Raw genomic sequence first — 23,967 nt, 5'->3', positions numbered from 1 at the left:
CGGCTCTGTTGCGGATGAGCCGTCACCTGCGCTGCCGACCCCCATTCCACTGCCGGACCACGGCCGCGAACAGGCGGAACTACGGCAGAAGTAGAACCGCCGCCACTTCTGCCGACCGGACCGAGGGGCCGGGCGTCGGACTCGACCGGTCGGTGACTTCCTGATGGTGTCTGCCGCGTACGCCGTGCGGATCGTGTTGGCGGTCTACCGCGGGGCGATCTCCTCGATCAGGCCCTCGACGAGCTTCCTGATCTCGTCGCGGATGGGGCGGACGGCCTCGACGCCCTGGCCGGCCGGGTCGTCGAGCTTCCAGTCCAGGTAGCGCTTGCCCGGGAAGACGGGGCAGGTGTCGCCGCAGCCCATGGTGATGCAGACGTCGGACTCCTTGACGGCGTCGACCGTCAGGATCTTCGGCGTCTCGGCGGAGATGTCGATGCCGACCTCGCGCATCGCCTCCACGGCGGCCGGGTTGACCTGGTCGGCGGGGGCCGAGCCGGCGGAGCGGACCTCGACGCGGTCCCCGGCCAGGTGCGACAGCCACGCCGCGGCCATCTGGGAGCGGCCGGCGTTGTGGACGCAGACGAACAGGACTGAGGGCTTCTCGGACACGGCGGGTCTCTCTCACGACGGGGTCGGGTACTGCTGACGTCAGCACCCGGTGGTGTCAGTCACCACTGATGTGAAAGTATCAGTACATGATGACGTCAGTCGACACTGAGTTGATGAGGGTGCTGGGTGATCCCCTGCGCCTGCGGATCGTGACCCTGCTCGCCCGCGAGACGCTGTGCACCACCCACCTCGTGGAGGAGACCGGTGCCCGGCAGACCAACCTCTCCAACCACCTGAGAGTGCTGCGCGAGGCCGGGGTGGTGGAGACGGAGCCCTGCGGGCGCTTCACCTACTACAAGCTCCGCCCCGACGTCATCGCGTCCCTGGCCGGGCAGTTCGCCGAGCTGGCCGAGTCCGCCCGTACCGCCGCCGAGAACAAGAGGGCCTGTCCGTGACCTCCACCCAAGCGCCCGCCCCGACCGAGGAGACCTCGGTCGTCGCGAAGCTCTCGACGCTCGACCGCTTCCTCGCCGTCTGGATCCTCCTGGCCACGGGCCTCGGGCTGGGTCTGGGCCGGCTGATCCCCGGGCTGAACGACGTGCTCGCCGAGGTCGAGATCGGCGGCATCTCCCTGCCGATCGCCATCGGCCTGCTGATCATGATGTACCCGGTCCTCGCCAAGGTCCGGTACGACAGGCTGGACGCCGTGACCGGCGACCGCAGGCTGATGGTCTCCTCGCTGGTGATCAACTGGGTCCTCGGCCCCGCGCTGATGTTCGCCCTGGCGTGGATCTTCCTGGCGGACCTGCCCGAGTACCGCACGGGCCTGATCATCGTCGGCCTCGCCCGCTGCATCGCCATGGTCATCATCTGGAACGACCTGGCCTGCGGCGACCGCGAGGCGGCCGCCGTCCTCGTCGCCCTGAACTCGGTCTTCCAGGTCATCGCCTTCGGCGTCCTGGGCTGGTTCTACCTCGACCTGCTGCCCGGCTGGCTGGGCCTCGGCGAGGGTGAGACGCTCGACATCTCCATGGGGAAGATCGCGCTGAACGTCGTCATCTTCCTCGGCGTCCCGCTCGTCGCCGGCTTCCTCACCCGCCGCATCGGCGAGAAGAAGATGGGCCGTGAGTCGTACGAGGCGAGGTTCCTGCCGAGGATCGGGCCGTGGGCGCTGTACGGCCTGCTCTTCACGATCGTCATCCTCTTCGCCCTGCAGGGGAAGACCATCACCTCCCAGCCGCTGGACGTGGCCCGGATCGCACTGCCGCTGCTCGTCTACTTCACCGTGATGTGGTTCGGCACCTTCCTGCTCGGCAAGGCCATCGGCCTGAACTACGACCGCACGGCCACACTGGCCTTCACCGCCGCGGGCAACAACTTCGAGCTGGCCATCGCGGTCGCCATCGCCACCTTCGGCGTCACCTCCGGCCAGGCGCTCTCCGGCGTCGTCGGGCCGCTGATCGAGGTGCCGGTCCTGGTCGCGCTGGTCTACGTGTCGCTGGCCTGGCGGAAGAAGTTCGCGGCCTCGGCGATCACCACCCCTGCGGGGAAGTAGGACGCGCCGTACGTCGTCATCCGGCCGCCCCGCCGCACACCGGCGGGGCAGCCGCGGAGGAAGGGAACGCAGGGACATGAGCGGGCAGCACGACGTGGTCGTCATCGGCGGCGGCCAGGCCGGACTCGCGGCCGGCTACCACCTGCGGCGGCTCGGCCTCGACTTCGTCGTCCTCGACGCCCAGGCCGCCCCCGGTGGCGCCTGGCCGCACACCTGGGACTCCCTGCGCCTGTTCTCCCCGGCCGCCTACTCCTCCCTGCCGGGCCGGATCATGCCCCCGCAGCCCGGCGAGACGTACCCGGACGCCGCGCACGTCGTCGACTACCTGACCGACTACGAGCAGCGCTACGACCTCCCGGTCGTCCGCCCCGTGCGGGTCGAAGCGGTCCACCGCGACGGTGGCTTCCTGCGGGTGGAGAGCGCCACCGGCACCTGGCGCGCCCGAGCGGTGATCAGCGCCACCGGCACCTGGTGGCGCCCCTTCCTGCCCGCCGTCCCCGGCCGCGCGGGGTTCCGGGGCGTCCAGCTCCACACGGTGGGGTACCGCCGCCCCGCCGACTTCGCCGGGCGGAAGGTCGTGGTCGTCGGGGGCGGGAACTCCGGCGCCCAGATCGCCGCCGACCTCGCGCACGGCACCGACCTGACCTGGGTCACCCGGCGCCCGCCCCGCTACCTCGCCGACGACATCGACGGCCGCGCCCTCTTCGACGCGGCCACCGCCCGCCGCCGCGCCCTCGACGAGGGCCGGAGCGACACGGGAGGCGTCGCCTCGCTCGGCGACATCGTCGCCGTGCCGCCGGTCCGCGAGGCGCGCGACGCGGGGCTGCTCAAGGCCCAGCCGATGTTCGCCCGCCTGACCCCGACGGGCGTCGAGTGGGCCGACGGCACCCGTGCCGACGCCGACGCGGTCATCTGGTGCACCGGCTTCCGTCCCGCCCTCTCCCACCTCGCCCCGCTCGGCCTGCGCGGACCGCGCGGCCGCATCCCCTCCGCGGGCACCCGGGCCCTGCGGGAGCCGCGGCTCCACCTCCTCGGCTACGGGGACTGGACCGGTCCCGCCTCCGCCACCCTCATCGGCGTCGGCCGACCCGCCCGCGACGCCGCCCGGTCGGTCGGGGAACTGCTCGGTACGCGCTGACCCGGCGACGCGGGTCCGCACCGACCGCGGGGGGCCCGGAGTCGGTCCGGGACCACGGCCGGCGCGTCCACGGCCGGTCCGGCCGGGTGCGGGGGACCCGGAGTCGGTCCGGACCGCGGCCGGCGCGTCCACGGCCGGTCCGGCCGGGTGCGGGGGACCCGGAGTCGGTCCGGACCGCGGCCGGCGCGTCCACGGCCGGTCCGGCCGGGTGCGGGGGGCGGGTGCGGGGCGGGTACGGGCGGGTACGGGGGGACGGGCGGGTGCGGGGTGGTACGGCCGGATGCGGGAGGTACCGGCAACTGCCGGGGGGTTTCGGCGGTCAGTGGACGTGCGGGCTGCGCCGCTCGAGGAGGACGACGTCGCGCCAGACGCCGTGGAGGCGGCCGACGCGTTCGCGGGTGCCGATGGTCCGGAAGCCGGCGCGCTCGTGGACGGCGAGGCTGGCGGCGTTCTCGGGGAAGACGCCGGCCTGGACGGTCCAGATCCCGGCCGCGTCCGTGGAGCCGAGCAGGGCCCGGAGGAGGGCGGTGGCCACGCCCCGGCCCCGGGCGGCGGGGTGGACGTAGACCGAGTGCTCCACCACGCCCGCGTACGCGCGACGGTCCGAGACCCTGCCGGCGGCCACCCAGCCGAGCACCCGCCCGCCCTCGCCGAGGGCGACGAAGCGGTGCTCGGGCAGCTTGGCGGCGTCGAACCGGTCCCAGGCGGGGGCGGCGGTCTCGAAGGTGGCGTCCCCCTCGTCGATGCCGGCCTGGTAGATCGCGATGACCTCGTCGGCGTGGTCCGCGGTGAGCGGTGTGATGTTCATGGTCGTCCCAGGATCGCGTACGTGGAAGAACCGTCGGCCGAGGTGGCCGACGGGCGGCGCGGGAGGGCATGCCCGACCCCGGCCTCGTGATTCGATGTACGTCTATGTTGACAGGTGTCGATGCAAGTGGCAGGCTCCAGCCATCGCAGGATATCGACGAAAGTCGAAACAGTACCCGGCGTGAACCGTACCGTCCGGCCCCTCCTGAGGAGATCGCCCGCCATGTCCGAGCAGCAGCTTCCCGTCGTCGTCATCGGGGCCGGTCCGACCGGTCTCGCCGCCGCCGCGCACCTCGTCGGCCGGGGCCTGGACCCCCTCGTCCTGGAGGCGGGGGCCGCCGCCGGCAGCGCGGTCCGCGAGTGGGGCCACGTGCGGCTGTTCTCCACCTGGTCGGAGGTCGTGGACCCGGCGGCCGAAAAGCTCCTGGCGCCCACCGGCTGGGTGAGGCCGGACGGGGCGACCTACCCGTCCGGCGCGGACTGGGCCGAGCGGTACCTGCAGCCGCTCGCCGACGTCCTCGGCGACAAGGTCCGCTACGGCGCCACCGTGACCGGTGTCTCCCGCGCGGGCCGCGACCGGGTGGTCGACGCCGACCGGGAGTCCCAGCCCTTCACCGTCCTGATCGAGACGGCCGACGGCTCCGAGGAGCGGATCCTGGCCCGCGCGGTCCTCGACGCCTCCGGCACCTGGGCCACCCCGAGCCCGATGGGCGGCGACGGCCTCCCGGCCCTCGGCGAGAAGGCCGCCTCCGCCCGCGTCTCCTACCGCGTCCCCGACCTCAAGGACCCGGCCGTGCGGGCCCGTTACGCCGGGAAGCGCACCGCCGTCGTCGGCTCCGGCGCCTCCGCCTTCACCGCCCTCGCCGCGCTCGCCGACCTCTCCGAGTCCGACGACGGCGCCGGGACCCGTGCCGTCTGGATCCTGCGCCGGGGCATCTCCGGCTCCACCTTCGGCGGCGGCGCCGCCGACCAGCTCCCCGCGCGCGGCGCCCTCGGCCTCGCCGCCAAGGCCGCCGTGGACGACGGCCACGCGGACGCGGTCACCGGCTTCCGCACGGCCGCGGTCGAGCGCGACGGCGAGCGGCTCGTCCTCGTCGGCGAGGACGGCCGGCGCCTCGACCCGGTCGACGAGGTCATCGTCCTGACCGGCCTGCGCCCGGACCTGTCCTTCCTCGACGAGCTCCGCCTCGGCCTCGACGAACGCCTCCGGGCCCCCGTCGCCCTGGCCCCGCTCATCGACCCCAACCAGCACTCCTGCGGCACCGTCTACCCGCACGGAGTCAAGGAGCTGTCCCACCCGGAGAAGGACGTCTACCTCGTCGGCATGAAGTCCTACGGACGCGCCCCGACCTTCCTGGCGATGACCGGCTACGAGCAGGTCCGCTCCGTCGCCGCCGCCCTCGCCGGCGACCGGGAAGCCGCCGAGCGCGTCGAACTGACGCTGCCCGAGACGGGCGTCTGCGGCGGCGCCGGTCTCTTCGACGCGCCCGAGGCGACCCCGGCCGACGGCGGCGGCTGCTGCGCCGCCCCCGCCACCCTCACCATCGGCGCCGGGGCTCCCGCCTCCTCCGGAGGCTGCTGACCACCGGGCCCGGCGACCGGGACGGGGGTCCGGTCGCGGCCACGCGGCGCAGTCGGGGCGGAGCGGGTCAGGTCGGGGGGCGCACTCGGGGCGGGGTCGTACTCGGGGCGGGGTCGTACTCGGGGCGAGGCGGGGTCGCGCTCGGGGCGAGGCGGGGTCGCGCTCGGGGCGAGGCGGGGTCGCGCTCGGGGCGGGGCGGGTTCCCGCTCCCGTCGGGTCAGGGGGCCGTCGCGGTGGTGGGGAGGGGCTCGTCGGTGGCCGCCGCGTGGGGTGGGGTCGGGGCGTGGGGGTGCGGTTCGGCGGGGGGCGGGGTGGCGGCCGGGGGGTCGGTGAGCTGGTCGCGCAGGTAGTTCCAGACCACCGCGATCAGCGCCGCCGCCGGTACCGCGAGGAGGCTGCCGACGATGCCGGCCAGGCTGCCGCCCAGGGTGACCGCCAGGAGGACCACCGCGGCGTGGAGGCCGAGCCCCCGGCTCTGGATCATGGGCTGGAACACGTTGCCCTCCAGCTGCTGGACCCCGACGATGATCGCCAGCACGATCAGCGCGTCCGTCAGGCCGTTGGAGACCAGGGCGATCAGCACCGCCACCAGGCCGGCGAAGAGGGCGCCGACGATCGGTACGAACGCCGACACGAAGGTCAGCACGGCGAGCGGCAGCACCAGCGGCACGTCGAGGATCCACAGGCCGACGCCGATGAGGACGGCGTCGATCAGTCCGACGAACGCCTGGGAGCGCACGAACGCGCCGAGGGTCTCCCAGCTGCGCGCGGCCACCACCGGGACGTCCGTGGCCAGCCGGCCGGGGAGCTGGCGGGACAGCCACGGCAGGAACCGGGGGCCGTCCTTGAGGAAGAAGAACATCAGGAACAGCGCCAGGAAGGCGGTCACGACGCCGTTGACGACGGTGCTCACGCCCGTGACCACCGCCGTGAGCATGCTGCCGATGCCGTCCTGGAGCTGGGCGACCGCCGTGTCGAAGGCGCTCGTGATCTGGTCGTCGCCGATGTTCAGCGGCGGCCCGGCGGCCCACTCGCGTACCCGCTGGATGCCTTCCACCGCGCCTTCGGCCAGCTCGCCCGACTGCGACGAGACCGGAACGGCGATCAGCGCGACGATGCCCGTCGCCGCGAGGAGGAACGCCACGGTGACGACCGACGCGGCCAGCGCGGGCGGCCATCCGCGCCGGCGCAGGAAGCCGGCCAGGGGCCAGGTCAGCGTGGTGAGGAACAGGCCCACTATGAGGGGCCAGACGACCGACCACATCCGCCCCAGCAGCCACAGGGCCGCCGAGACCGTCACGAGGACGAGGAGCAGTTCGACGCAGACGCGTGCCGAGGTGCGCAGCGCGGCGGCGGTTTTCGTGGGGCTCAGCGAAGCAGGCATGGGCCAACCCTATGGGGGCTCGCGTGGCGGGCCCCTCCTCGCCGTCGTCGGGGGGAGGCGGGGGCCACGGGCGGGGCCCGGGGCCGGGGCGGGTCAGGGTGGGAGGTGGCGGGTCGGGGTGGGGTGGGGTGGTGGCGGACGGGCGTCGGGGTCGGGGCGGTGCGGTGCGGAGAGGGAGGCCCGGCGGGGCGGGGTCCCGGGGGGGTGCGGTGACGGGCGTCAGAGAGCGGCGAGGAGGGCGGCCAGGGGGGCGGGGGTCTCGGCCGGGGGCAGCGCCTCGACCAGGACGCGCCCATAGCGGATCTTGCGGCCCGATCGGGTGCCGATGAAGCGGCGCAGTTGCTGCCGCGGGGTCCGGTCCTGCTGGGCCGGCTGGTTCAGGAAGGTGCGCAGGGCGCGCGACTCGCCCTCCCGCTCGGCCAGTTCCCGTACTCGTGGCACTCCCAGGGCGCGGATCAGTTCGTCCTCCAGGTCCGCCACGCAGACGAAGAGGTCCCGCTCGTCCAGGCACCGGGCGTAGTGGGGGCGCTCCCTCTCGTCGCACAGTCCGGTCAGGCGCAACCCCAGGCCCTCCGGTCCGAGCACGCGGGTGTAGTGGCCCACGTTCGTCGCGCCGCCCATCGACACGGCGCAGATCCCCTCGGCCGCCAGGTCGCGTCCGCGAGCCGCGGCGAGCGCGTCGAGGGCCGCGACGTCGCTCCGCCCTTCCAGCAGGACCGCCGCGCGGACGCCCAGCCGCGCGGCCAGTTCGCGCGCGGGGCCGCCTGGGCCGCCTGCCGCCCACCCGTCGATCGCCTCGTGGAAGGTCCGCATGTCCGCCATGGCACGAGTCTGCGCCCCCGCGCGCCGGGCGCGGTAGGGGATTTCCACCGCTCGGGGGCCGTCGCTCGGCGGGGCGGGGTGGGGTGGACGCGGTGGAGTGGGGTGGATGCGGCGGGGGTGAGGGGCGGATGGGGACGTGCTCGTCAGTGGTCCTCGTCGGCCCAGAGGTCCCGTACGTGACCGAGGTGGCGGGCCATGCACGCCTCGGCCGCCGCCGCGTCGCCCGCGGTCATCAGGTCGAGCAGCTCCAGGTGCTCGCGGGCGGAGGCGACGAGCAGGCCCCGCTCGTCGAGCGCCGTCAGGCCGTACAGCCGGGACCGCTTGCGCAGCTCCCCGACGGTCTCCACCAGACGGTCGTTGCCGTGCAGCGCGAGCAGCGCCAGGTGGAAGCGGCGGTCCGCGTCGAGGTAGCCGATCAGGTCGTGCGCGCCGGCGCACGCCACGATCTCCTCGGCGACCGGGCGCAGCCCCTCCAGCTGCTCGCGGGTCGCCGAGCGGGTGACCGCGCCCACCGTGGGCACCTCGATCAGGGCGCGCAGCTCCGCGTACTGGTCGAGGTCCCGCTCGCTGACCTCGGTCACCCGGAAGCCCTTGTTCCGCACGGGTTCGACGAGGCCCTCGCGGGCCAGGTCCAGCATCGCCTCCCGCACCGGGGTGGCGGAGACGCCGAAGTCCGCCGCGAGTGCCGGGGCCGAGTAGACCCGGCCGGGCTGGAGCTCGCCGGAGATCAGGGCGGCGCGCAGGGCGTGGGCGACCTGGTCGCGCAGGCGCTCCTGCGCGGTGATCAGGTGGGACTGCTTCAGATGGCCACCCATGGCCTACCTCCGGTGGTGCTTCGGTTCACATCGCGGGCACCTCAGCGTAGGGAACGCGCCGGGAGGGGACCGTCCGGGTCCGCGGAGCGGAGGGGTCGGTGGCCCGGGCGGACCGGCGCGGCCCGTGGTCGGGTGCGGTCGCGGCCGGTGCGGACCGCAACCCGCCGGCCGGGGCGAGCCGGCCGGGAGGCCCGCCCGGCGGGCCCGTCCGCGGGGTGGCGCAGGACCGTCCGGAGGGGCGTGTCCGCCGTCCGGAGGGGCGGGGCCCCGTCCGTGGGGGCGGGGTCCCGTCCGTGGGGCGGTCAGCGCGCGAGGGTGGCGACCATGAGCGCCTTGATGGTGTGGAGGCGGTTCTCCGCCTGGTCGAACACGACCGAGTGCGGCGACTCGAACACCTCGTCCGTGACCTCCAGTTCGGTCAGACCGTGCCGCTCGTGGATCTCCCGTGCCACCGCCGTGCCGAGGTCGTGGAAGGCCGGCAGGCAGTGCAGGAACTTCACCGCCGGGTTGCCGGTGGCGCGCAGGACGTCCATCGTCACCGCGTACGGGCGCAGTGCCGCGATCCGCTCGTCCCACACCTCCTTGGGCTCCCCCATCGACACCCACACGTCCGTCGCGACGAAGTCCGCGCCCGCGACGCCCTCCGCCACGTCCTCGGTGAGCGTGATCCGGGCGCCGCTCTCCTTCGCCACCTCGCGGGCGCGGGCCACGACCTCCTCGGCCGGCCAGTACGCGCGCGGGGCGGCGATGCGCAGGTCCATCCCGAGGAGGGCGCCGGTGACGAGGTAGGAGTTGCCCATGTTGTACCGGGCGTCCCCGAGGTACGCGAACGCGACCCGGTCGAGCGGCTTCCCGGTGTGCTCGGTCACCGTCAGCACGTCGGCGAGCATCTGCGTGGGGTGCCAGTCGTCCGTGAGCCCGTTGTAGACCGGGACCCCCGCGTACCGGGCCAGCTCCTCGACCGTGGCCTGGCTGTCGCCCCGGTACTGGACGGCGTCGAACATCCGGCCCAGCACGCGGGCCGTGTCCCTGACCGACTCCTTGTGGCCCATCTGCGAACCCGACGGGTCGAGGTACGTGGTGGCGGCGCCCTGGTCGGCGGCGGCGACCTCGAAGGCGCAGCGGGTGCGGGTGGAGGTCTTCTCGAAGATCAGCGCGATGTTCCTGCCGCGCAGCGCCTGGACCTCGGTGCCCGCCTTCTTGGCCGCCTTGAGGCGGGCCGCCAGGTCCACGAGGCCGCGCAGCTCCTCGGCGGTGTGGTCCAGCTCCTTGAGGAAGTGGCGGCCGGTGAGGTCGGGGACCATGGGAGCTCCTGGGATGTGCGGGCAGGCGTGCGTGCGCTGATCGGGGCGGGCGGGACGGATGAGCTGGAAGTCTATACGATGACCAGTATTCTTATACAGAGGGGGTGGGGGCGGCCCCACCCGAGGGGGGCCGGCCGTGGTGTCGGTTCGTACTGGGTGGCGCGGTGTGCGTGGTGGCGCGGTGTGCGTGGTGGCGCGGTGTGCGTGGTGGTGCGGGCGTGCGTGGTGGCGCGGCGTGGTGCGGGGGCGTCAGGCGGGGTCGCGTTCGATGGGGCAGCTCATGCAGCGCGGGCCGCCCCGGCCCCGGCCCAGCTCACTGCCGGGGATCTCGATCACCTCGATCCCCTCCCGCCGCAGATGGGTGTTGGTCGTGACGTTCCGCTCGTACGCGATGACGACGCCCGGCTCCACGGCGAGGACGTTGCAGCCGTCGTCCCACTGCTCCCGCTCCGCCGCGTGCACGTCCTGCGTCGCCGTGAGGACCCGGATCGACGGCAGCCCGACCGCCTGCGCTATCGCGTCGTGCATGTGCTCCGGCGGATGGTCGGTGACCTTCAGGGCCTGGCCCTCCTCCCCCGGCTCGATCGTGTACGACCGGAGCATGCCGAGGCCCGCGTACTGGGTGAACGTGTCCGGCGCGACCATCGTCATCACCGTGTCCAGGTGCATGAACGCTCTGCGCTTCGGCATGTCCAGCGCGACGATCGTGCGCGCCGAACCGGCGGCGAACAGGCCGCGCGCCAGTTTCTCGACCGCCTGCGGTGTGGTGCGCTCGCTCATGCCGATGAGGACGGCGCCGTTCCCGAGGACCAGCACGTCGCCGCCCTCGATGGTGGACGGGTAGTCGTCCTGCCCCTCCGACCAGTGGTGGAACGATCCCGCCTCGGGGCCGGTGAACAGCGGGTGGTGCCGGTAGATCGCCTCGAAGTGGACCGTCTCGCGCCGGCGGGCCGGCCAGCGCATCGGGTTGATGGACACGCCGTCGTAGATCCAGGTGGACGTGTCGCGGGTGAAGAGGTGGTTGGGGAGGGGCGGGAGGAGGAAGTCGTCCAGGTCCATGACGTGGAACCGGACGGACGTCGGCTCGGCGTGGCCCGCGAGGTACTCCCGCTTGGTGACACCGCCGACGAGGGCCTGGACGAGCTGCGGCGTGTCCATCGCGTCGAACGCGGCGTGCAGGTGGTCGGTGGCGAGGGGGCCGTACTCCCGGTCGTCGAACACCCGGTCCAGGACCAGCTTGCGGGCCGCGGGCAGTTCGAGGGTCTCGCGGAGGAGGTCGCCGAAGAGGTGGACCTCCACCCCGCGGTCCGCCAGGACGTCGGCGAAACCGTCGTGCTCCTGGCGCGCCCTGCGCACCCACAGCACGTCATCGAAGAGGAGGGCGTCCTTGTTGCTGGGGGTGAGGCGCTTCAGCTCCAGATCCGGGCGGTGCAGGATGACGCGCCGCAGGCGCCCGGTCTCGGAATCGACGTGGAATCCCATGCCCCCATCCTGACCGAGCCGGGCGCCCGACGCACCGTCACCGTCACGTGCAGGACCGCACGGACACCGCGAGCAGGACGCTGAGCAGGACGAGGATCAGCCCCGCCCCCGCGCCCACGACGACGAACGGCCGCTTGTCCGCACCGTCCTGCTGATCGGCGCTCGCGCCTTGGCCCGCGGCCCCTCCGCCGGGGGGTTCGTCCGCGGTCGCGGGCTGGCCCGCGGTCGGTGTGCGGGGGGCTTGGGTCGGTGGGCGGGAGGCTGGGGTCTGTGGGCTGGGGGCCGGGGCCGGTGGGCGGGGGGCCGGCGTCGCGGGCTGGGCCGCGGTGGTGTGGGGCGCTGCGGTGGGGTGCGCGTCCGGCCGCTCGCCGGGGTCGGGTCCGCCGTCCGTGCTCGTGGGGTCGTGGGTGGTCGTGGGGTCGTGGGTGGTCGTGGGGTCGTGGGTGGTCATGGGGTCGTGGGTGGTCATGTGCTCGCCGGCACCCGTGTGTTCACCGGGGCCCGCGTACTCGTCTGCGACTCGTGGCGTGTCCGGGGTGCCGGCCGGCGGGGCCTGCGCCGGCCGGGACTCGGCGGGCGCCTCGGCTGTCGGGTCAGGGGTGGTGGGGTGGGCGCCGCTCTGCGGGTGGGGGTTCTCGGGGCGGCGCTGCGCCGGGACGGCCGGGCGCGGGGCGGGCGGGGTGCCCACCGCGGGCCGTCGCTCCGGCGGCGCGGCGTGGTGGAGGAGGTCCTGCCCGGCGGGGGGCGGCTCACCCGGGCGGTCGCGGCGGGAGGCCGGCCGCTCGGGTCCGGGTTCGGCGCCGCCGGGGCGGTGGCCGCCCGGTGCCCCCTGGTGCGGGGCGCCCTGGTGCGGGGCCGGGCCCTCGTCGTACCAGGACTTGCTCCAGTCGTACGGCTCCGGCCCGCGTCCCGGGGGGTCCTCCCGGCGGGCCGGGGGCAGCGGACGGTCCGGTGCCACGGCGGGCGCGGGACCCGACGGGTCGCCCCCGTCCCGTGGACGGTGGGCGCCCGTGGCCTGGGGGGTGCCGCCGGACGGGGGGCCGCCGCCGGGCACGCGGACGTCCCGCGAGGCCCCGGTGGCGGGCGCCTCGGGACCGGGAGGCTCGGGGCCCCACCGGTCCGGAAGGTGCCGGTCCGGCGGGGCGTGCGGCGGCGGGGCCGTCTTCGGTGGCTCGGCGGGCGCCGGGGGCGCGCCGGCAGGCGCGGGGAGGTCGGAGGGCGCCGCGGGCGGTGGGACGCGGGTGGCCGCGCGGAAGAGGGCCTGCCAGGCGGGTTCCGGCAGGCCGGGCGACGGGGCGCGGGTGATCTGGTCGACCGCCGCCCGCGCCGCCCGGTACGGCCCCGTGAGCAGGCGCGGCAGCAGCTCCGCCAGGCGCCCCGCCAGGGACGGGTCGTCGAGCAGGGGCCGCACCGCCCAGCGGTACAGCGACGCGGCGTTCGCGGCGCGCACGTCGTCGCCCGTGCCGCCCGCACCCGCCCGGTCGGTGACGAACAGCTCCTGGTCCAGGAGTACGGAGCACAGGTCCGCCCGCTGCTCCCTGCTCCACGAGGGCCACCGCTCGGCGGCCTCCGTCACGAGCGACGTCAGCGCCGCGTACCCGCCGCCCGCCCGCAGGTCGCGCAGCAGATCCTCGTCGGCGGGCCCGCGCCGCTGCGGCCTGCCGCCCAGCAGCCTGCGCGTCCTCGAACGGTCCTCGGCCGGCTCCGGCCACTCGGGCGGCACCACCGGCACGGCCCCGAACGGGCGGTCCCGCGCGTCCTGCCACCGGTCCTGCCCGTACCCTCCGCCCGAGCCAGGCCCCGAACCCGGACCCTGAGCCGGACCCTGAGCCGGGCCCGGACCCCGACCCGGACCCTGAGCCGGGCCCGGACCCGAACCCTGAGCGGGCCCCGGGCCCGTGCTGGGCCCGGCACCGTGCGGCTCCGGGCCGCCGCTCTGCCGGTGCCCGACGTCCGGGCCGCCGGGGCCCGGCTCGCGCACCCCGCCAGGTCCGCCCTGGCCGCCCCAGGACGTCCCGTACCCGGCGGGCCCCCCGTGACCCGCCGGACCCGCGGGCCCCTCGACCCGGCCCGACGGCCCCCCGCCGCCGTACCCCGCCGGCCCGCCAAGCCCAAGCCCAGGCCCGTCAGGCCCACCAGGCCCGTCAGGCCCCCCGTGCCCCACCGGACCCGCGGGCCCCGCATACCCCGCCCCCGCCCCGTGCCCCTCCGGCCTGCCGGGGAGACCGGGCCTGCCGGAGACGCCGGGCCGACCCCACCCCGGTCGCCCCGGCGCGCCGTCCAAGGGCGGCAGGGCCGCCAGGGCGTCCTCCGCCAGGGCCAGCAGTGAGGGCCTGCCGGCGCGGGTCGCCCGGTGGTGGTCCGCCGCCCGGCGCAGTTCCTCGGCCACCGCGTACTCCTCGCGCAGCTGGTGCCGTACGAGCCGTTCGGCGACGGACTCGGCGCGGTCGCCGCTCCGCTCGGCCGGGTCGACGCGCCGCCGGGCACCGCCCCCCGACGCCTCGCCCGTCCAGCGGCTGACGAACAGGAACCGCAGCCGGTCCGTCTCCGCCGTGTCGTGCGTGGCGAACGTCCAGCGCCGGGTGATCCCGCCGAAGATGCCGTGCAGCCCCCACAGCACCCGGTGCGCCGTCCGGCCCGTCGGGTCGAGGAAGGTGAACGACGACGCCGGATGCCGCAGGAACTCCGCGACGGCGCCGACCAGTTCGTGCCGCGCCCCGGCGAGGGAGCCGGTCAGGCCGCGCAGCCCGGAGTCGGCGGCGGCCTGCAGCGCGGCCCCCGGGACCCTGGGCAGCCCGCCCCGCACCGCGCCGAGGGCCAGGTCGCCGCCCTCCCACGCCCACGGATGGAGGCCCAGGCAGGTGGCGGGGTCCAGGACGGCGGCGTGGGCCATCAGGGCATGGCACACGGTGCCGGCGCGGCCCCCCGCGTCGCGCGCCGGAGCCCGGTGCACCAGCAGTACCTGGTCGCCGTTCTCCAGGCGCAGCAGCGCGGGGGCCGTCGCCTCGCCGGTGGCGCGCAGCAGCGGGGCCGCCGTGCGGAACACCGCGTCCGCCACCTCGGGCGGGCACGAGCAGGCGACCGGGCCGAACCCGGTCGTGCCGGAGAGGTTGTCGGTGTCCCAGCGGAACACGATCTGGTCGGCCGGCCTGTCGTAGGGGGACATCAGATGCCTGCCTCTCGGTGGTCCACTCCTGGCAGGAGCCCGCACATGGCGAAGATCGACAGCAGCGGCGCCAGGACCCTGCGGGGCCGGACGCCGTGGGGGAAGCGGTCGTCGCGGGCCTGCCCGCCGGTCGCCGCGACGAAGTGCAGGGTGCAGCGGGCGCAGTCGTCGAACGGCCGCAGCCACGCCGCCGTGGCGTGGCGGGAGACGAACGCGTGGGCGTCGCGGCTCTCGGCGCGCACCTCGTCCGGCCGGAAGCGCGGCGGCAGGGAACGGCCGAGCCACCGGTCGACGGCCGGTTCGACACGGACGAGGTCGCTCTTGTTGACGGCGATCGCGGCGGGCGCGGCCACGTACGGGCCCCAGGTGCGGGGGATGCGGTTGAGGACGGTGGTGAACGCCTCGTCGCCCAGGTCGCGGCGGCGCAGCCCGTTCCGCTCCCGCACCGGGTCGAGGGAGGGGAGGTCCAGGGCGCGCAGCGGGTCGAGGACGAAGACGAACGCGTCGACGCCGGTGAGGAACCGCGCGACCTCGCCGTCCTGGGCGAGGTCCTCGCCGGCCAGGTCGAAGAAGACGACCGGGCGGGCGGGGCCGTTCCCGGTGACGAGGAGCCCGTCCGCGAACCGGGCGAACGTCTGCTGCCCGGTGCGGCCGAGCTCCCGGCCCTGGAGGAGGCTGTGCACCCGCTCCCGCAGGAACGCGCGGTGCGTGTCCGGGTTCAGCGGCAGGCACTTGAGCCCGTACGGCTCCAGGCCGCCCTGTTCGACCTCGGCGAGCATCGCGGCGAGGAGATGGGTCTTGCCGACGCCGGAGCTGCCGACGAGGGCGATGGTCAGGGGGCGGCCGTTGGTCAGGTACGGGACGGGCAGTTCGTGCGGGGTGCCCCCGTCGGCGTAGGGGCAGACCTGGTACGCGGTGCGCAGCAGGTCCCGCAGGTGCGCGGGCGGCAGGTCGCCGCTCACGTCGAGGGGGACGCGGTCGCCCTTCGGGTCGATGGTGACGAGGCGGGACGGGTCGTAGGCGACGGGCAGCAGGCAGTGCGGGCAGAGCCGTTCGGCCGAGGCGGCCTCGGCGGCGGGCGGTGACGGGGCGGCCGGGGGCGCGGGGGGCGGGGCGGCGGGGCGCCGCCCGGACAGGCGCCACCAGGGCGGGCGGCCCTGCCGGCCGGGCTCCTGCGGGGGCGGCTCGGGCCGGTCGAGGCCGAGGTCGGCGCGTTTGCGGGCGATCCGCCGGTCGTACGCGGCGCCGCCGGGGCCGACCGGGTCGAGCGGGTCGGCCGGGTCGAGCGGGCCGGCGTGGTCGGCCGGGCCGGGTCCGGCGGGTCGGCCGGGCGCGGCGGCGGGGCCGGGGCCCGCGGTCCGGCCCGGCGCGGCGGTCCGGCCGGAGGAGCCGGACCGGTTCGCGGCGGCGGCTTCGGCGGTGGCGGCGGTGAGCGGGTCGGGGACGCGCAGGAAGCGCATCAGCTCGACGGGGGTGGGGCGGTCCGCGGCCGACGGCGCGAAGGCGCCGCTGTCGTGGAAGGCGGTGAGTCCGCGGAAGGCGGCCAGGTCGGCGGGCGGGCCGGCGCCCCGGTCGGGGCGCCCGGCGACGAGGTAGTACAGCAGGTGCGCGACGGACCACAGGTCGTCGCGCGGGTCGGCCGTCCCGGTACCGCCGCGCTGCTCGGGCGACGCCCAGGGGGCCGCGCCGAACGCCTCGCGCGGCTCGCCCGCCCGCAGGGCGGCGTACGGCTCGGCGATCCGCACGTGCGCGCCGTCCCAGCGGACGGTGTCCGGGCCGATCGCCCGGTGCACCAGGCCGGCGGCGCCCATCAGCCGCACGGCCAGGACGAGCTGGGCCGCGACGCGCTGCTGGTCGCGGACGCCGAGGGCGCCGCCGTACGCGGCGAGCGGCTCGCCGGACGCCGGCCGGTACAGCACGAACGGCTCGGGGGCGTCCAGGTCGTAGCCGACGACGCGGGTGAAGACCTCGCGGAACCCCATGTCGCCGTAGCGCCGTTCCAGGGCGACGGCCGCGGCGGCCTCCCGTTCGAGCGCGGCGAGCGCCCGCCGGTCGCCGGGGGCGACGCGGTACTGCACGACGGTCCGGTCGCCGTCGAGGGTGACCGTGCGGCCCGGCCTGCCGGGGTGGCCGGCCGACTCGCCGTCGGGTCCGAAGCGGGCGGCGAAGCGCACGAGGCCGCCCTTGGGTGTGAGGAAGGCCAGCTCTCCGCCGGGCCGGTGGGACTGGATCACGACGGGGCCTCCCCCGGTCCGTCCGGTCCGTCCGGTCTGTCCGGTCTGTCCGGTCCATCCGGTCCGGTCGTGTCCTCGCGGACCGTCCGCACGGCGTCGCCGCGCAGCGGTACGAGCCCCAGCACGCCCGCGTGGCGGCCGGCGGGCGTCCACACGACGTCCTCGGCGTAGGCGGCGCCCCGCGCGTGCCGGCCGGGGGCCGCGCCCTCGCCGTCCGGTTCGGACGCGGCGCCCCGCCGGAACGCCTCGGGCGCGAACCGTACGCGGCGCGCGGCCAGCGGGTCGGCGGAGAGCAGCCGCCGGTGGTGCGGCATGCACAGCGGGACGGCGGGCGCCCCGCCCGTGTCGCCGTCGGGCGCCAGGAGGCGGGCCACGCGGTCGGGGGCGACGCCGGTCATGCGGGTGGCGTCGGGCCGCCGTCCGGGCTGCGGGTCGTGCGGGGGCGGGGAGGTCGCCGCGTCGCGCAGGAGGCGCCCGTGCACCTCGTCCAGCAGTTCGCGCATGGGCTCGTCGAGGGGGGTGCGCCCGGCGCGGGCGGGGTCCCGCTCGATCCGGAGCCAGCAGGGGGCGAGGACGCGCCGGGTGCCGGCCGCGAGGTCGGCGACGAGGGTGCCGACCAGGTCGGGGCCGCCGTCGCCGCGCTCCCGCTCCAGCCACGCCGGGTCCTCGTGGGCGCGCTGCGGCGGCCAGTGGCCGTGGCCGTCCGGGGGCGGGAGGGCGGATTCGGGGTCGGGTACGGCCTCGTAGGCGGGCCCGAGGGTCCACCCCGACCCGGAGCCGGAGCCGGGCTCGGGGGCGTGGTCGTATCCGGGGCCGGGCTCGGGTTCGTGCCCGGAGCCGGAGCCCGGCTCGGGGGCGTACTCGTATCCGGTGCCGGGCTCGGGGGCGTACGCGTATCCGGTGCCGGACTCGTACGCGTATCCGGTGCCGTCGCCGGACGCCGGGTCGCCGCCGGGGCCGGTGGGGTTGCCGGGGCGGGAGCGGCCGTGGCCGGGGGCCCCGTCGTCGCGGGAGCCGCCGGGGCCGGTCGTGCGGTGGTCGGGGTGGCGCGGGCCGGCGTACGGGCCGGGCGCCTCGGGGGCGTCGTACGGGTGGGCGGGGCCGTTCCTGCCGTACGGGGGCCGCGTCCCGTAGGGAGAGCCCTCGCGCCCGTACCCCTCCCCGGGCGCGTCGCCGTACGGGCTGCCGTACGTCCCGTAGGGGGTGTCGCCGAAGCCGTCCCCGGGGTCTCCGTACGTGTCGCGTCCGCCGTACGGAACCGGGTCGGCGGCCGTGCCGCCGTGGCCGGACGGAGCGGGGGCGAACCAGTCGTCGTCGGCCGGGGCGCCCGTGTCCCACTCCCACAGGTCGCCGCCGTCCGCCGCGGTCGGCGCGGGTTCCGGCCGGGCGGCGGGGCGGGGCCCCGGCACGGCGCCCGGCCGGGCCGGGCCGCCGCCCTCCCGGTACGCGCCGCCCTCCCCGGAACCGCCGCCCTCCCCGTACGCGTCGGCCGTCGCGGCGAGGCCCCGCAGCAGCAGAGCGACCGCGCGGGCGCCGTCCGCGCAGTGGTGCCGCGCGTCGGCGAGGAGCCAGTCGTGGACGGCGGTCTCGGCGAGGAGCCGGTCCACCCGGGGGAGCACCCGCGCGGCGTACTCGGCGTCGGTCGCCGCCCACCAGGCGTCCACGGACCGCGTCCAGTCCCGCACCGCGAGGACGACCGCCCCGACGAGCGCGACCACCGCGGCGAGCGCCCCCGCCCAGGCGGGCAGTCCCAGCAGCGAGCCGGCCACCGCGCCGCTCGCGCCCCCGGCGAGGCCGCCCAGGAGCCGGGCCGCCACCCGGCTGGTGCCGCCCCCGTCGAAGCGGCCCTCCCGGGAGCGGTCGGGGCGGTGGCGCCACATCAGGGCGCCGAGCCCCGCGGCGACCACCCCGGCCGCCGGTCCCAGGTACCAGCCGGGCCCCTGCCACAAACCGGCGGCGAGCGCCGGGACGAGCGCCAGGAGTGCCGCCCCGGCGGTCGTGCCGCCCGCGCGGAACGGCGGTGGCGACGCCAGGTGGCGCAGGTACGCCGGGTCGCACAGCTCGTCCAGGCGGGCCAGCCGGGCCGCGCTGCCGGACGGGGCCGAGCGGTCGGACAGGGCGGCGAGCCGGGCGGCGGCGGACCGCAGCGGCAGCGGCTGCTCCAGCAGGTGCTCGGTGAGGCCCCGCAGGGCGGGCACCACCCGCGTGCGGGACGCGGCCGGCAGGTCGGGCAGGGCGATGCCGCGCTCCAGGAGCCGCGCCCGCTGCTCCGGCGTCAGCCGCACCCCGTCCGCGTCGGTGAACGCCCCGGCGACGGTGTCCCGGTACGCCTCGAGGGCACGGCCGAGGCCGGCAAGGCGTCCCGGCAGGTCGGCGTGGCGGGAGCCCCGGCCGAACAGCCCGGCGGGACCGCGCGCGAGCCGGTGCCCGGCGCGGGCGTCCTCGAGGGCGTCGTCGCAGGCGGCGCGGCGGGCGGCGGCGGGCCGCGAGGGCTCCAGCCACCGGTGCCCGGCGACCGCGTCGGGCAGCGAGTCGTCGAGGAGCAGGGCCAGTTCGGGCGGTACGGAGTCGCCGGGGCCGCCGCCGGTCACCTCCTGCCCGGCGAGGGCGCCGACGGCCTCCTTCCAGGCGCGGGCGCGGGCCTCGTCGCTGAGGTCGTGCTCGACGACCCGCACCGACGGGACGGCGACGCCGTGGACGACCTCGGCGAGGCCGCGCAGGACGGCGTCGAACACCTCGGGCTGGACGAGGAGCTCGACGAGCGGGCGCAGGCCCTCGGGGTCGTCGCCTGTGTGCGGGTCGAGGAGCCACAGGACGCCCGCGGCGGGCGGCCGCAGGGTCAGCGGGCGGTGCAGCAGGGAGCCGCCCGGAGCCGCGGGGTCACCGGTCGGGCGCCGGCCGCCCTCCCCCGGACCGACGGCGAGGCAGAGCACCTTGGCGGGGCCGTGCGAGTAGAGCCGCTCGTACAGGAGCTGGTGGTCGACGAGCCGGGAGGCGTCGTCGATGACGAGGAACCGCCGTTCGCCGTCGCCGTGCTGCGGGGTGCCGAGCGCGGCGCGGACGGCGCCGGAGCCGCCGCGCCCGCCGGACCCGCCGGGCGCTCCGCGCAGGTCGAGCGGGACGGCGTGGCCGGGCTGCCGGTGGGGCGCCGGGTCGGAGCCGGGGGTGTCGCGAAGGTTCACTCTTCGTCCCAGGGGTACGTGGGCGCGTGGCCGGTGCCGGGCTGCGGTTCGGCCGGGGCGGGCTCGGGAGCGGCGCCGGTCTCGGGAGCGGGGCGCTGCTCGGGGAAGGACTCGTGGCGGGGCTCGGCCTCGCGCCGGTGCGGCGGGGCCTGCGGAGCGGGACGGGGCGCGGCGGGGTGGGGCTCCGGTGGGTGGTGCGGGGAGGAGGCGGCGGAGGGGTAGGGCGCGGAGTGCGGCGCCGGTCCACCGCCGTACGCGCCGCCGTACGCGCCGCCGTACGCACCGGACCCGTACGGGCCGCCATCCGGCGCCGGGCCCGCCCCGTAGGGGCCGCCATCCGGCCCAGGGTCCGCCCCGTAGGGGCCGCCGTCCCGGCCGGGGCCCGACCCGTACGGGCCGCCGCCCGGTGCGGAACCGGACCCGTACGGGCCGCCATCCGGCCCAGGGCCCGTCCCGTACAGGCCACCGTCCGGCGCCAGTCCCGTCCCGTAGGGGCCGCCGTCCGGCGCCGGGCCCGTCCCGTAGGGGCCGCCGTCTGCCGGGGAGCCGGGTCCGTGGACCCCGCTTCCCGGCACCGCGCCCGGCACATGCCGTCCACCGTCCGCCGGGGGGTGGCCGTCCGTCAGGGGGCCTGACCCGTACGCGCCACCCGCCGGAGCCGCGCCCGGCCCGTACCGCCGGTCGTGCGGCCCTGCCCCGTGCGGCCCGCCGCCCGGTGCCGGACCCTGCCCGTAGGGGCCGCCCGCCGGGGGCTGGGCCGGGGGCGGTGCGGCGGCCCGCTCGGCCAGGTCGCGGCGGTGGCGCTCGTACAGGGTGCGCAGGGACCTGGCGGAGCTCTTGCCCTCCGTCTCGAAGGGCCGGTCGAGGGCTCCGGGCAGGGTCGTGGTCCAGAAGTCCCGCACGGGGTCGAGCCACTCCTCCGGGCCCCACCGCTCGGCGAGCTCGTCGAGGCGGGCCAGCTCGCGCGGCGCGAACTCCTCCACGAACCGCAGGAACAGCGGCGAGGGCGTGGCCGGGGTGGTGCCGAGCCCGGCCGGCTGCATGTTCATCAGCCGGTCGCAGAAGGCCCCGATGATCGACTCCTCCTCCAGCAGCGCGGTGCGCTCGTACGCCCGGAGCAGCCCGGCCCAGCTGGAGAGCTGCCCGTCGAAGGGCTCGACGCGCAGCGCCATCGTGGCGGACTCGCCGCGCTGGAGGCGGATGCGCACGACGTCCGGGGAGGCCGCGTCGCCGTCGTGGCCGACAAGGCCGTTCCACATGGCGCACAGCACGCGGTGGAGGATGTGCTGCCGGTCCTCCTCGGTGCTGACGAGCCAGTCGTCCTGGTAGCCGAGCCGCTGCCGCCAGGGCAGGAAGTCGTCGGAGCGGCCCGCCTCCCGCGCCTCGGACCACTGCTTGAGGAGGCCGCGGACCTCGGAGACGTCGGTGAGGCTCATGCCGCTGCGGAACAGCACGACGGTGATCGACTCGGAGTCGACGGCGTGCATCTCGGTCTTGACGTGCGGGGGCAGGTAGAGGGCCTTCCTCAGGTACTCGGAGGTGCGGCCGTCCGCCTCGCTCTGCGGGTACGTGATGAGCACCTTGAGGTCGCCGTTGCCGTCGGGGGTGAAGCCGACGGGCAGGAGCCCGGCGATCTGCGCGCGGAACTGCTCCAGCCAGCGGGCGTCCACGGTGGCCTCGGCCGCCTCGTCGCCCGCGGCGGCGCGCAGCAGCAGCTCCATCGACGGCAGGAGGGGCCGGTCGTTGAGGTTCCGCCCGTTCTCCCCGAACAGCGCCTTCACGCGCTGCTCCAGGACCTGCTTGAGCTCCCTGACGGCGGCGCCGTGGGACTGCCGGACGGCCTCCAGGGCGCGCAGCCAGTGGGAGGAGTCCACCAGGGCGTCGACGATGCCGGCCGCGTCGGTGTTCTCCTCGGGCAGGCCCAGGCTGCGGCCGAGGCGCTGGACGACGTCGTCGTAGAAGACGCGCAGGCTGTTCTGGGGCGGCAGCAGGTAGGAGACGCCCTTGCGGTCGTCGCGGTACAGCTCGCGGCGGCGCGCGGCGAACGCCTTGCCCTCCTCCTGGGCGTGTCCGAGCAGGGCGTCGACGAGCGCGTCGAGTTCCTGCTCGGCGTGGTGGAGGACGGGCCGCCAGCGGGACTCGTTCTCCCGCCAGGCGTGGTGCCACAGGGCGTGGGTCCGCCAGCGGTACCAGTCGTCCTGGTCGGCCTTGGCCTCCCGGACGTCGGGGTCGCTCCAGCGGGCCGGTACGAGCCCGGCGGCGCCGCCCTTGACGCGGGGCACCTGCGGGGCGGACCGCTGGACGTGGGGCGGGCGGCGGGGTTCGCCGCGGCGGTTGTCGAGCATGCCGGTGAAGCCGGCCTCGGCGACCCGCTCGGGGTGGCCGCGCAGTCCCTTGACGACGGCCCTGACGCCGAACGGCCCGTACTCCACCAGGACCTTGCGGACGGCGCTGCCGGGCTGGAACTCCTCGACGATCCGCGGCATGTCGCGGGCGAGGTCGCGCTCCAGGCGGGCGAGGGCGTCCTCCATGTCGCCGCGCCGGTTGTGGAGGGCCAGGGTGACGGCCTTGCTGCCGCGGGGCGGGACCTCCGGGTCGGGGACGTCGTGGGCGGCGCGGGTCCACAGCGCCTCGACGCGGGCGTGCCGGAACATCTCGCGGACGCGTTCGGTGCCGTTCCTGGCGGGTTCGCGGGCGCGCTCCTCCATCCCGCGCACGGCCTGGGCGAGGAGGCGGGCGGCGACGATCTCGGCGAGGTCGTCCACGGGGACGGTGAGGGAGGCGGCGAGGGTGGTGGACATGCCGCGGTAGCCGATGCCGGAGGGGGCGTGGCTGGACCGCTCGACGCCCTTGTTGATGAAGCTCTCGGCGAACGACTGGTAGTCGTCCTGGGAGCCGCCGGACTGGGCGGGCAGTTCGGTGCCGACGAGGGACATCACCAGGGCGGTGATGGAGCGGCGCAGGTCCTCCCGGCGGATGACGGTGGGCTTGCTGAAGAGGAACGCGGTCTGCACGGTGGAGGCGCGCAGCCGTACGACCGTGTCGGCGGGGTAGCGGACGCTGATCCGGGAGCGGTGCTCGACGTCGCCCACGGCGGCGTCGGCGCTCGGCATGTTCTGGTCGTCGACGAGGCGGGAGATGTCCACGAGGGCGCGGGCGCCGTTGAGTTCGGCCTCCCGGCCGCCGCCGGCCTCCGGCGGGAACGCGGACGGCATGACGACCAGGGGGTAGATCTTCACGCCGGGGACGCCCGCGTTGCGGAACTCGTGCCCGATGAGGTGGAGGAAGTCGTGGTAGATGCCCGCTCCGGTGCCGCCCGCGACGGAGAAGGCGACGAAGACGTCGCAGCCCCGGATGCGTCCGCCGCCGAGCCGCTGGAGGTCGCCCGCGCTGGTGCCGATGGCGCTGACGGCGGCGCGCAGCGGGCGCAGGACGGGTTCGAGGCCGCCGCGGAGGGTGGCGAACAGGGCGGCCCGGCCGACGGTGGGGAGCTGTCCGGCGCCGTTGTAGAGGGGGGCGACGCGGGGCTGGCGGACGTCCGGGGGCAGCCAGTCGCGGGTCTCCTCGTGGAGGGCGACGCGCAGCATCCGGGTCACGTCGGGCGAGCTCTCGAACTCGGCGGGCAGCAGGTCGCTCACCACGTGGGTGGTACGCGCGTACGCGGCGGCCTCGGAGCCCCTGCCGCTGTACTGCGGGTGCCACTTCAGGTCGCCCTCGCTGAAGTCGGCGTACACGAACTGCAGGCAGTCGGGCAGCTGGTACGGGGCGCGGCGCCCGCCGTCCACGAGGCGGGTGCCGTCGGGGCCGCACAGTTCGCGGCGCAGGCTCCGTTCGAGTTCGGCGCCGATCCGGCCGCCGGTGCCGCCCAGGCCGACGAAGAGCATGGGCTGGTAGATCTTCATGAGGTCTCCCCTCGGGACGCGGGCGCCCCGTCGTGCGGTGCTGCG

Annotated in this window: 15 protein-coding genes; 4 read left to right on the top strand and 11 right to left on the bottom strand. The window is 76.4% G+C overall.

Annotated elements, in window-relative coordinates:
* Window positions 1-204 precede the first annotated feature (204 nt).
* Window positions 205-609, bottom strand: a complete 405-nt coding sequence (locus CP974_RS24715) for an arsenate reductase ArsC (RefSeq protein WP_031131158.1) — start codon at window positions 607-609, stop codon at window positions 205-207.
* An 86-nt stretch (window positions 610-695) separates the two neighbouring features.
* On the opposite strand from CP974_RS24715, the gene CP974_RS24710 reads away from it, so the two are divergent.
* The 3 genes from CP974_RS24710 (at window position 696) to CP974_RS24700 (ending at window position 3,242) form a co-directional block, all read left to right on the top strand.
* Window positions 696-1,004 (top strand): ArsR/SmtB family transcription factor, encoded by a 309-nt coding sequence (locus CP974_RS24710; protein ID WP_031131156.1) that lies wholly within the window; start codon window positions 696-698, stop codon window positions 1,002-1,004.
* A complete protein-coding gene (arsB, locus tag CP974_RS24705) occupies window positions 1,001-2,104 on the top strand; it encodes an ACR3 family arsenite efflux transporter (RefSeq protein ID WP_031131153.1) in 1,104 nt (367 codons plus the stop codon). The genes CP974_RS24710 and arsB overlap by 4 nt, the downstream gene beginning before the upstream one ends.
* Window positions 2,105-2,180: 76 nt before the next feature.
* A complete protein-coding gene (locus CP974_RS24700; RefSeq protein WP_031131151.1) occupies window positions 2,181-3,242 on the top strand; it encodes an ArsO family NAD(P)H-dependent flavin-containing monooxygenase in 1,062 nt (353 codons plus the stop codon).
* Window positions 3,243-3,561: 319 nt separating this feature from the next.
* On the opposite strand, the gene CP974_RS24695 is transcribed toward CP974_RS24700, so the two are convergent.
* Window positions 3,562-4,050 carry a GNAT family N-acetyltransferase gene (locus CP974_RS24695; RefSeq protein WP_031137104.1) on the bottom strand — a complete coding sequence of 163 codons (489 nt, stop codon included), beginning with the start codon at window positions 4,048-4,050 and terminating at the stop codon, window positions 3,562-3,564.
* 222 nt (window positions 4,051-4,272) lie between these two features.
* Between CP974_RS24695 and CP974_RS24690 the strand changes: the two genes are divergently transcribed.
* Window positions 4,273-5,631: an NAD(P)-binding domain-containing protein gene (locus tag CP974_RS24690; RefSeq protein WP_031137102.1), complete on the top strand. Its 1,359-nt coding sequence runs from the start codon at window positions 4,273-4,275 to the stop codon at window positions 5,629-5,631.
* Between the two features lie 217 nt (window positions 5,632-5,848).
* Here CP974_RS24690 and CP974_RS24685 read toward each other — a convergent pair whose 3' ends face one another.
* The 9 genes from CP974_RS24685 to CP974_RS24645 all read right to left on the bottom strand — a co-directional run bounded on the left by CP974_RS24685 (window position 5,849) and on the right by CP974_RS24645 (window position 23,922).
* Window positions 5,849-7,015, bottom strand: coding sequence for an AI-2E family transporter (locus CP974_RS24685; protein ID WP_069978574.1), 1,167 nt, complete (start codon window positions 7,013-7,015; stop codon window positions 5,849-5,851).
* 219 nt (window positions 7,016-7,234) lie between these two features.
* Entirely contained in the window at window positions 7,235-7,837 is a 603-nt protein-coding gene (locus tag CP974_RS24680) for a TOPRIM nucleotidyl transferase/hydrolase domain-containing protein (RefSeq protein ID WP_031135004.1), read from the bottom strand.
* A 143-nt stretch (window positions 7,838-7,980) separates the two neighbouring features.
* Complete coding sequence (locus CP974_RS24675) at window positions 7,981-8,652, bottom strand: GntR family transcriptional regulator (RefSeq protein WP_031135002.1); 672 nt, start codon at window positions 8,650-8,652, stop codon at window positions 7,981-7,983.
* Window positions 8,653-8,954: 302 nt separating this feature from the next.
* Window positions 8,955-9,956: an ornithine carbamoyltransferase gene (gene argF / locus CP974_RS24665; RefSeq protein WP_031135000.1), complete on the bottom strand. Its 1,002-nt coding sequence runs from the start codon at window positions 9,954-9,956 to the stop codon at window positions 8,955-8,957.
* A gap of 249 nt (window positions 9,957-10,205) precedes the next feature.
* Window positions 10,206-11,438, bottom strand: a complete 1,233-nt coding sequence (locus tag CP974_RS24660) for an arginine deiminase (RefSeq protein ID WP_031134998.1) — start codon at window positions 11,436-11,438, stop codon at window positions 10,206-10,208.
* Window positions 11,439-11,481: 43 nt separating this feature from the next.
* Window positions 11,482-14,604 (bottom strand): hypothetical protein, encoded by a 3,123-nt coding sequence (locus CP974_RS30760; RefSeq protein WP_159311447.1) that lies wholly within the window; start codon window positions 14,602-14,604, stop codon window positions 11,482-11,484.
* A complete protein-coding gene (locus CP974_RS24655; protein WP_085921274.1) occupies window positions 14,604-16,838 on the bottom strand; it encodes a hypothetical protein in 2,235 nt (744 codons plus the stop codon). Before CP974_RS24655 ends, CP974_RS30760 begins: the two co-directional genes overlap by 1 nt.
* Entirely contained in the window at window positions 16,835-20,020 is a 3,186-nt protein-coding gene (locus CP974_RS24650; protein ID WP_031130133.1) for a hypothetical protein, read from the bottom strand. The genes CP974_RS24655 and CP974_RS24650 overlap by 4 nt, the downstream gene beginning before the upstream one ends.
* Entirely contained in the window at window positions 20,017-23,922 is a 3,906-nt protein-coding gene (locus tag CP974_RS24645; protein ID WP_051839223.1) for a tubulin-like doman-containing protein, read from the bottom strand. Before CP974_RS24645 ends, CP974_RS24650 begins: the two co-directional genes overlap by 4 nt.
* Between the last annotated feature and the right edge of the window lie 45 nt (window positions 23,923-23,967).

Source organism: Streptomyces fradiae ATCC 10745 = DSM 40063, from assembly GCF_008704425.1.
Classification (GTDB): Bacteria; Actinomycetota; Actinomycetes; order Streptomycetales; family Streptomycetaceae; genus Streptomyces; species Streptomyces fradiae.
This window is presented reverse-complemented; position numbering and strand designations above follow the sequence as displayed.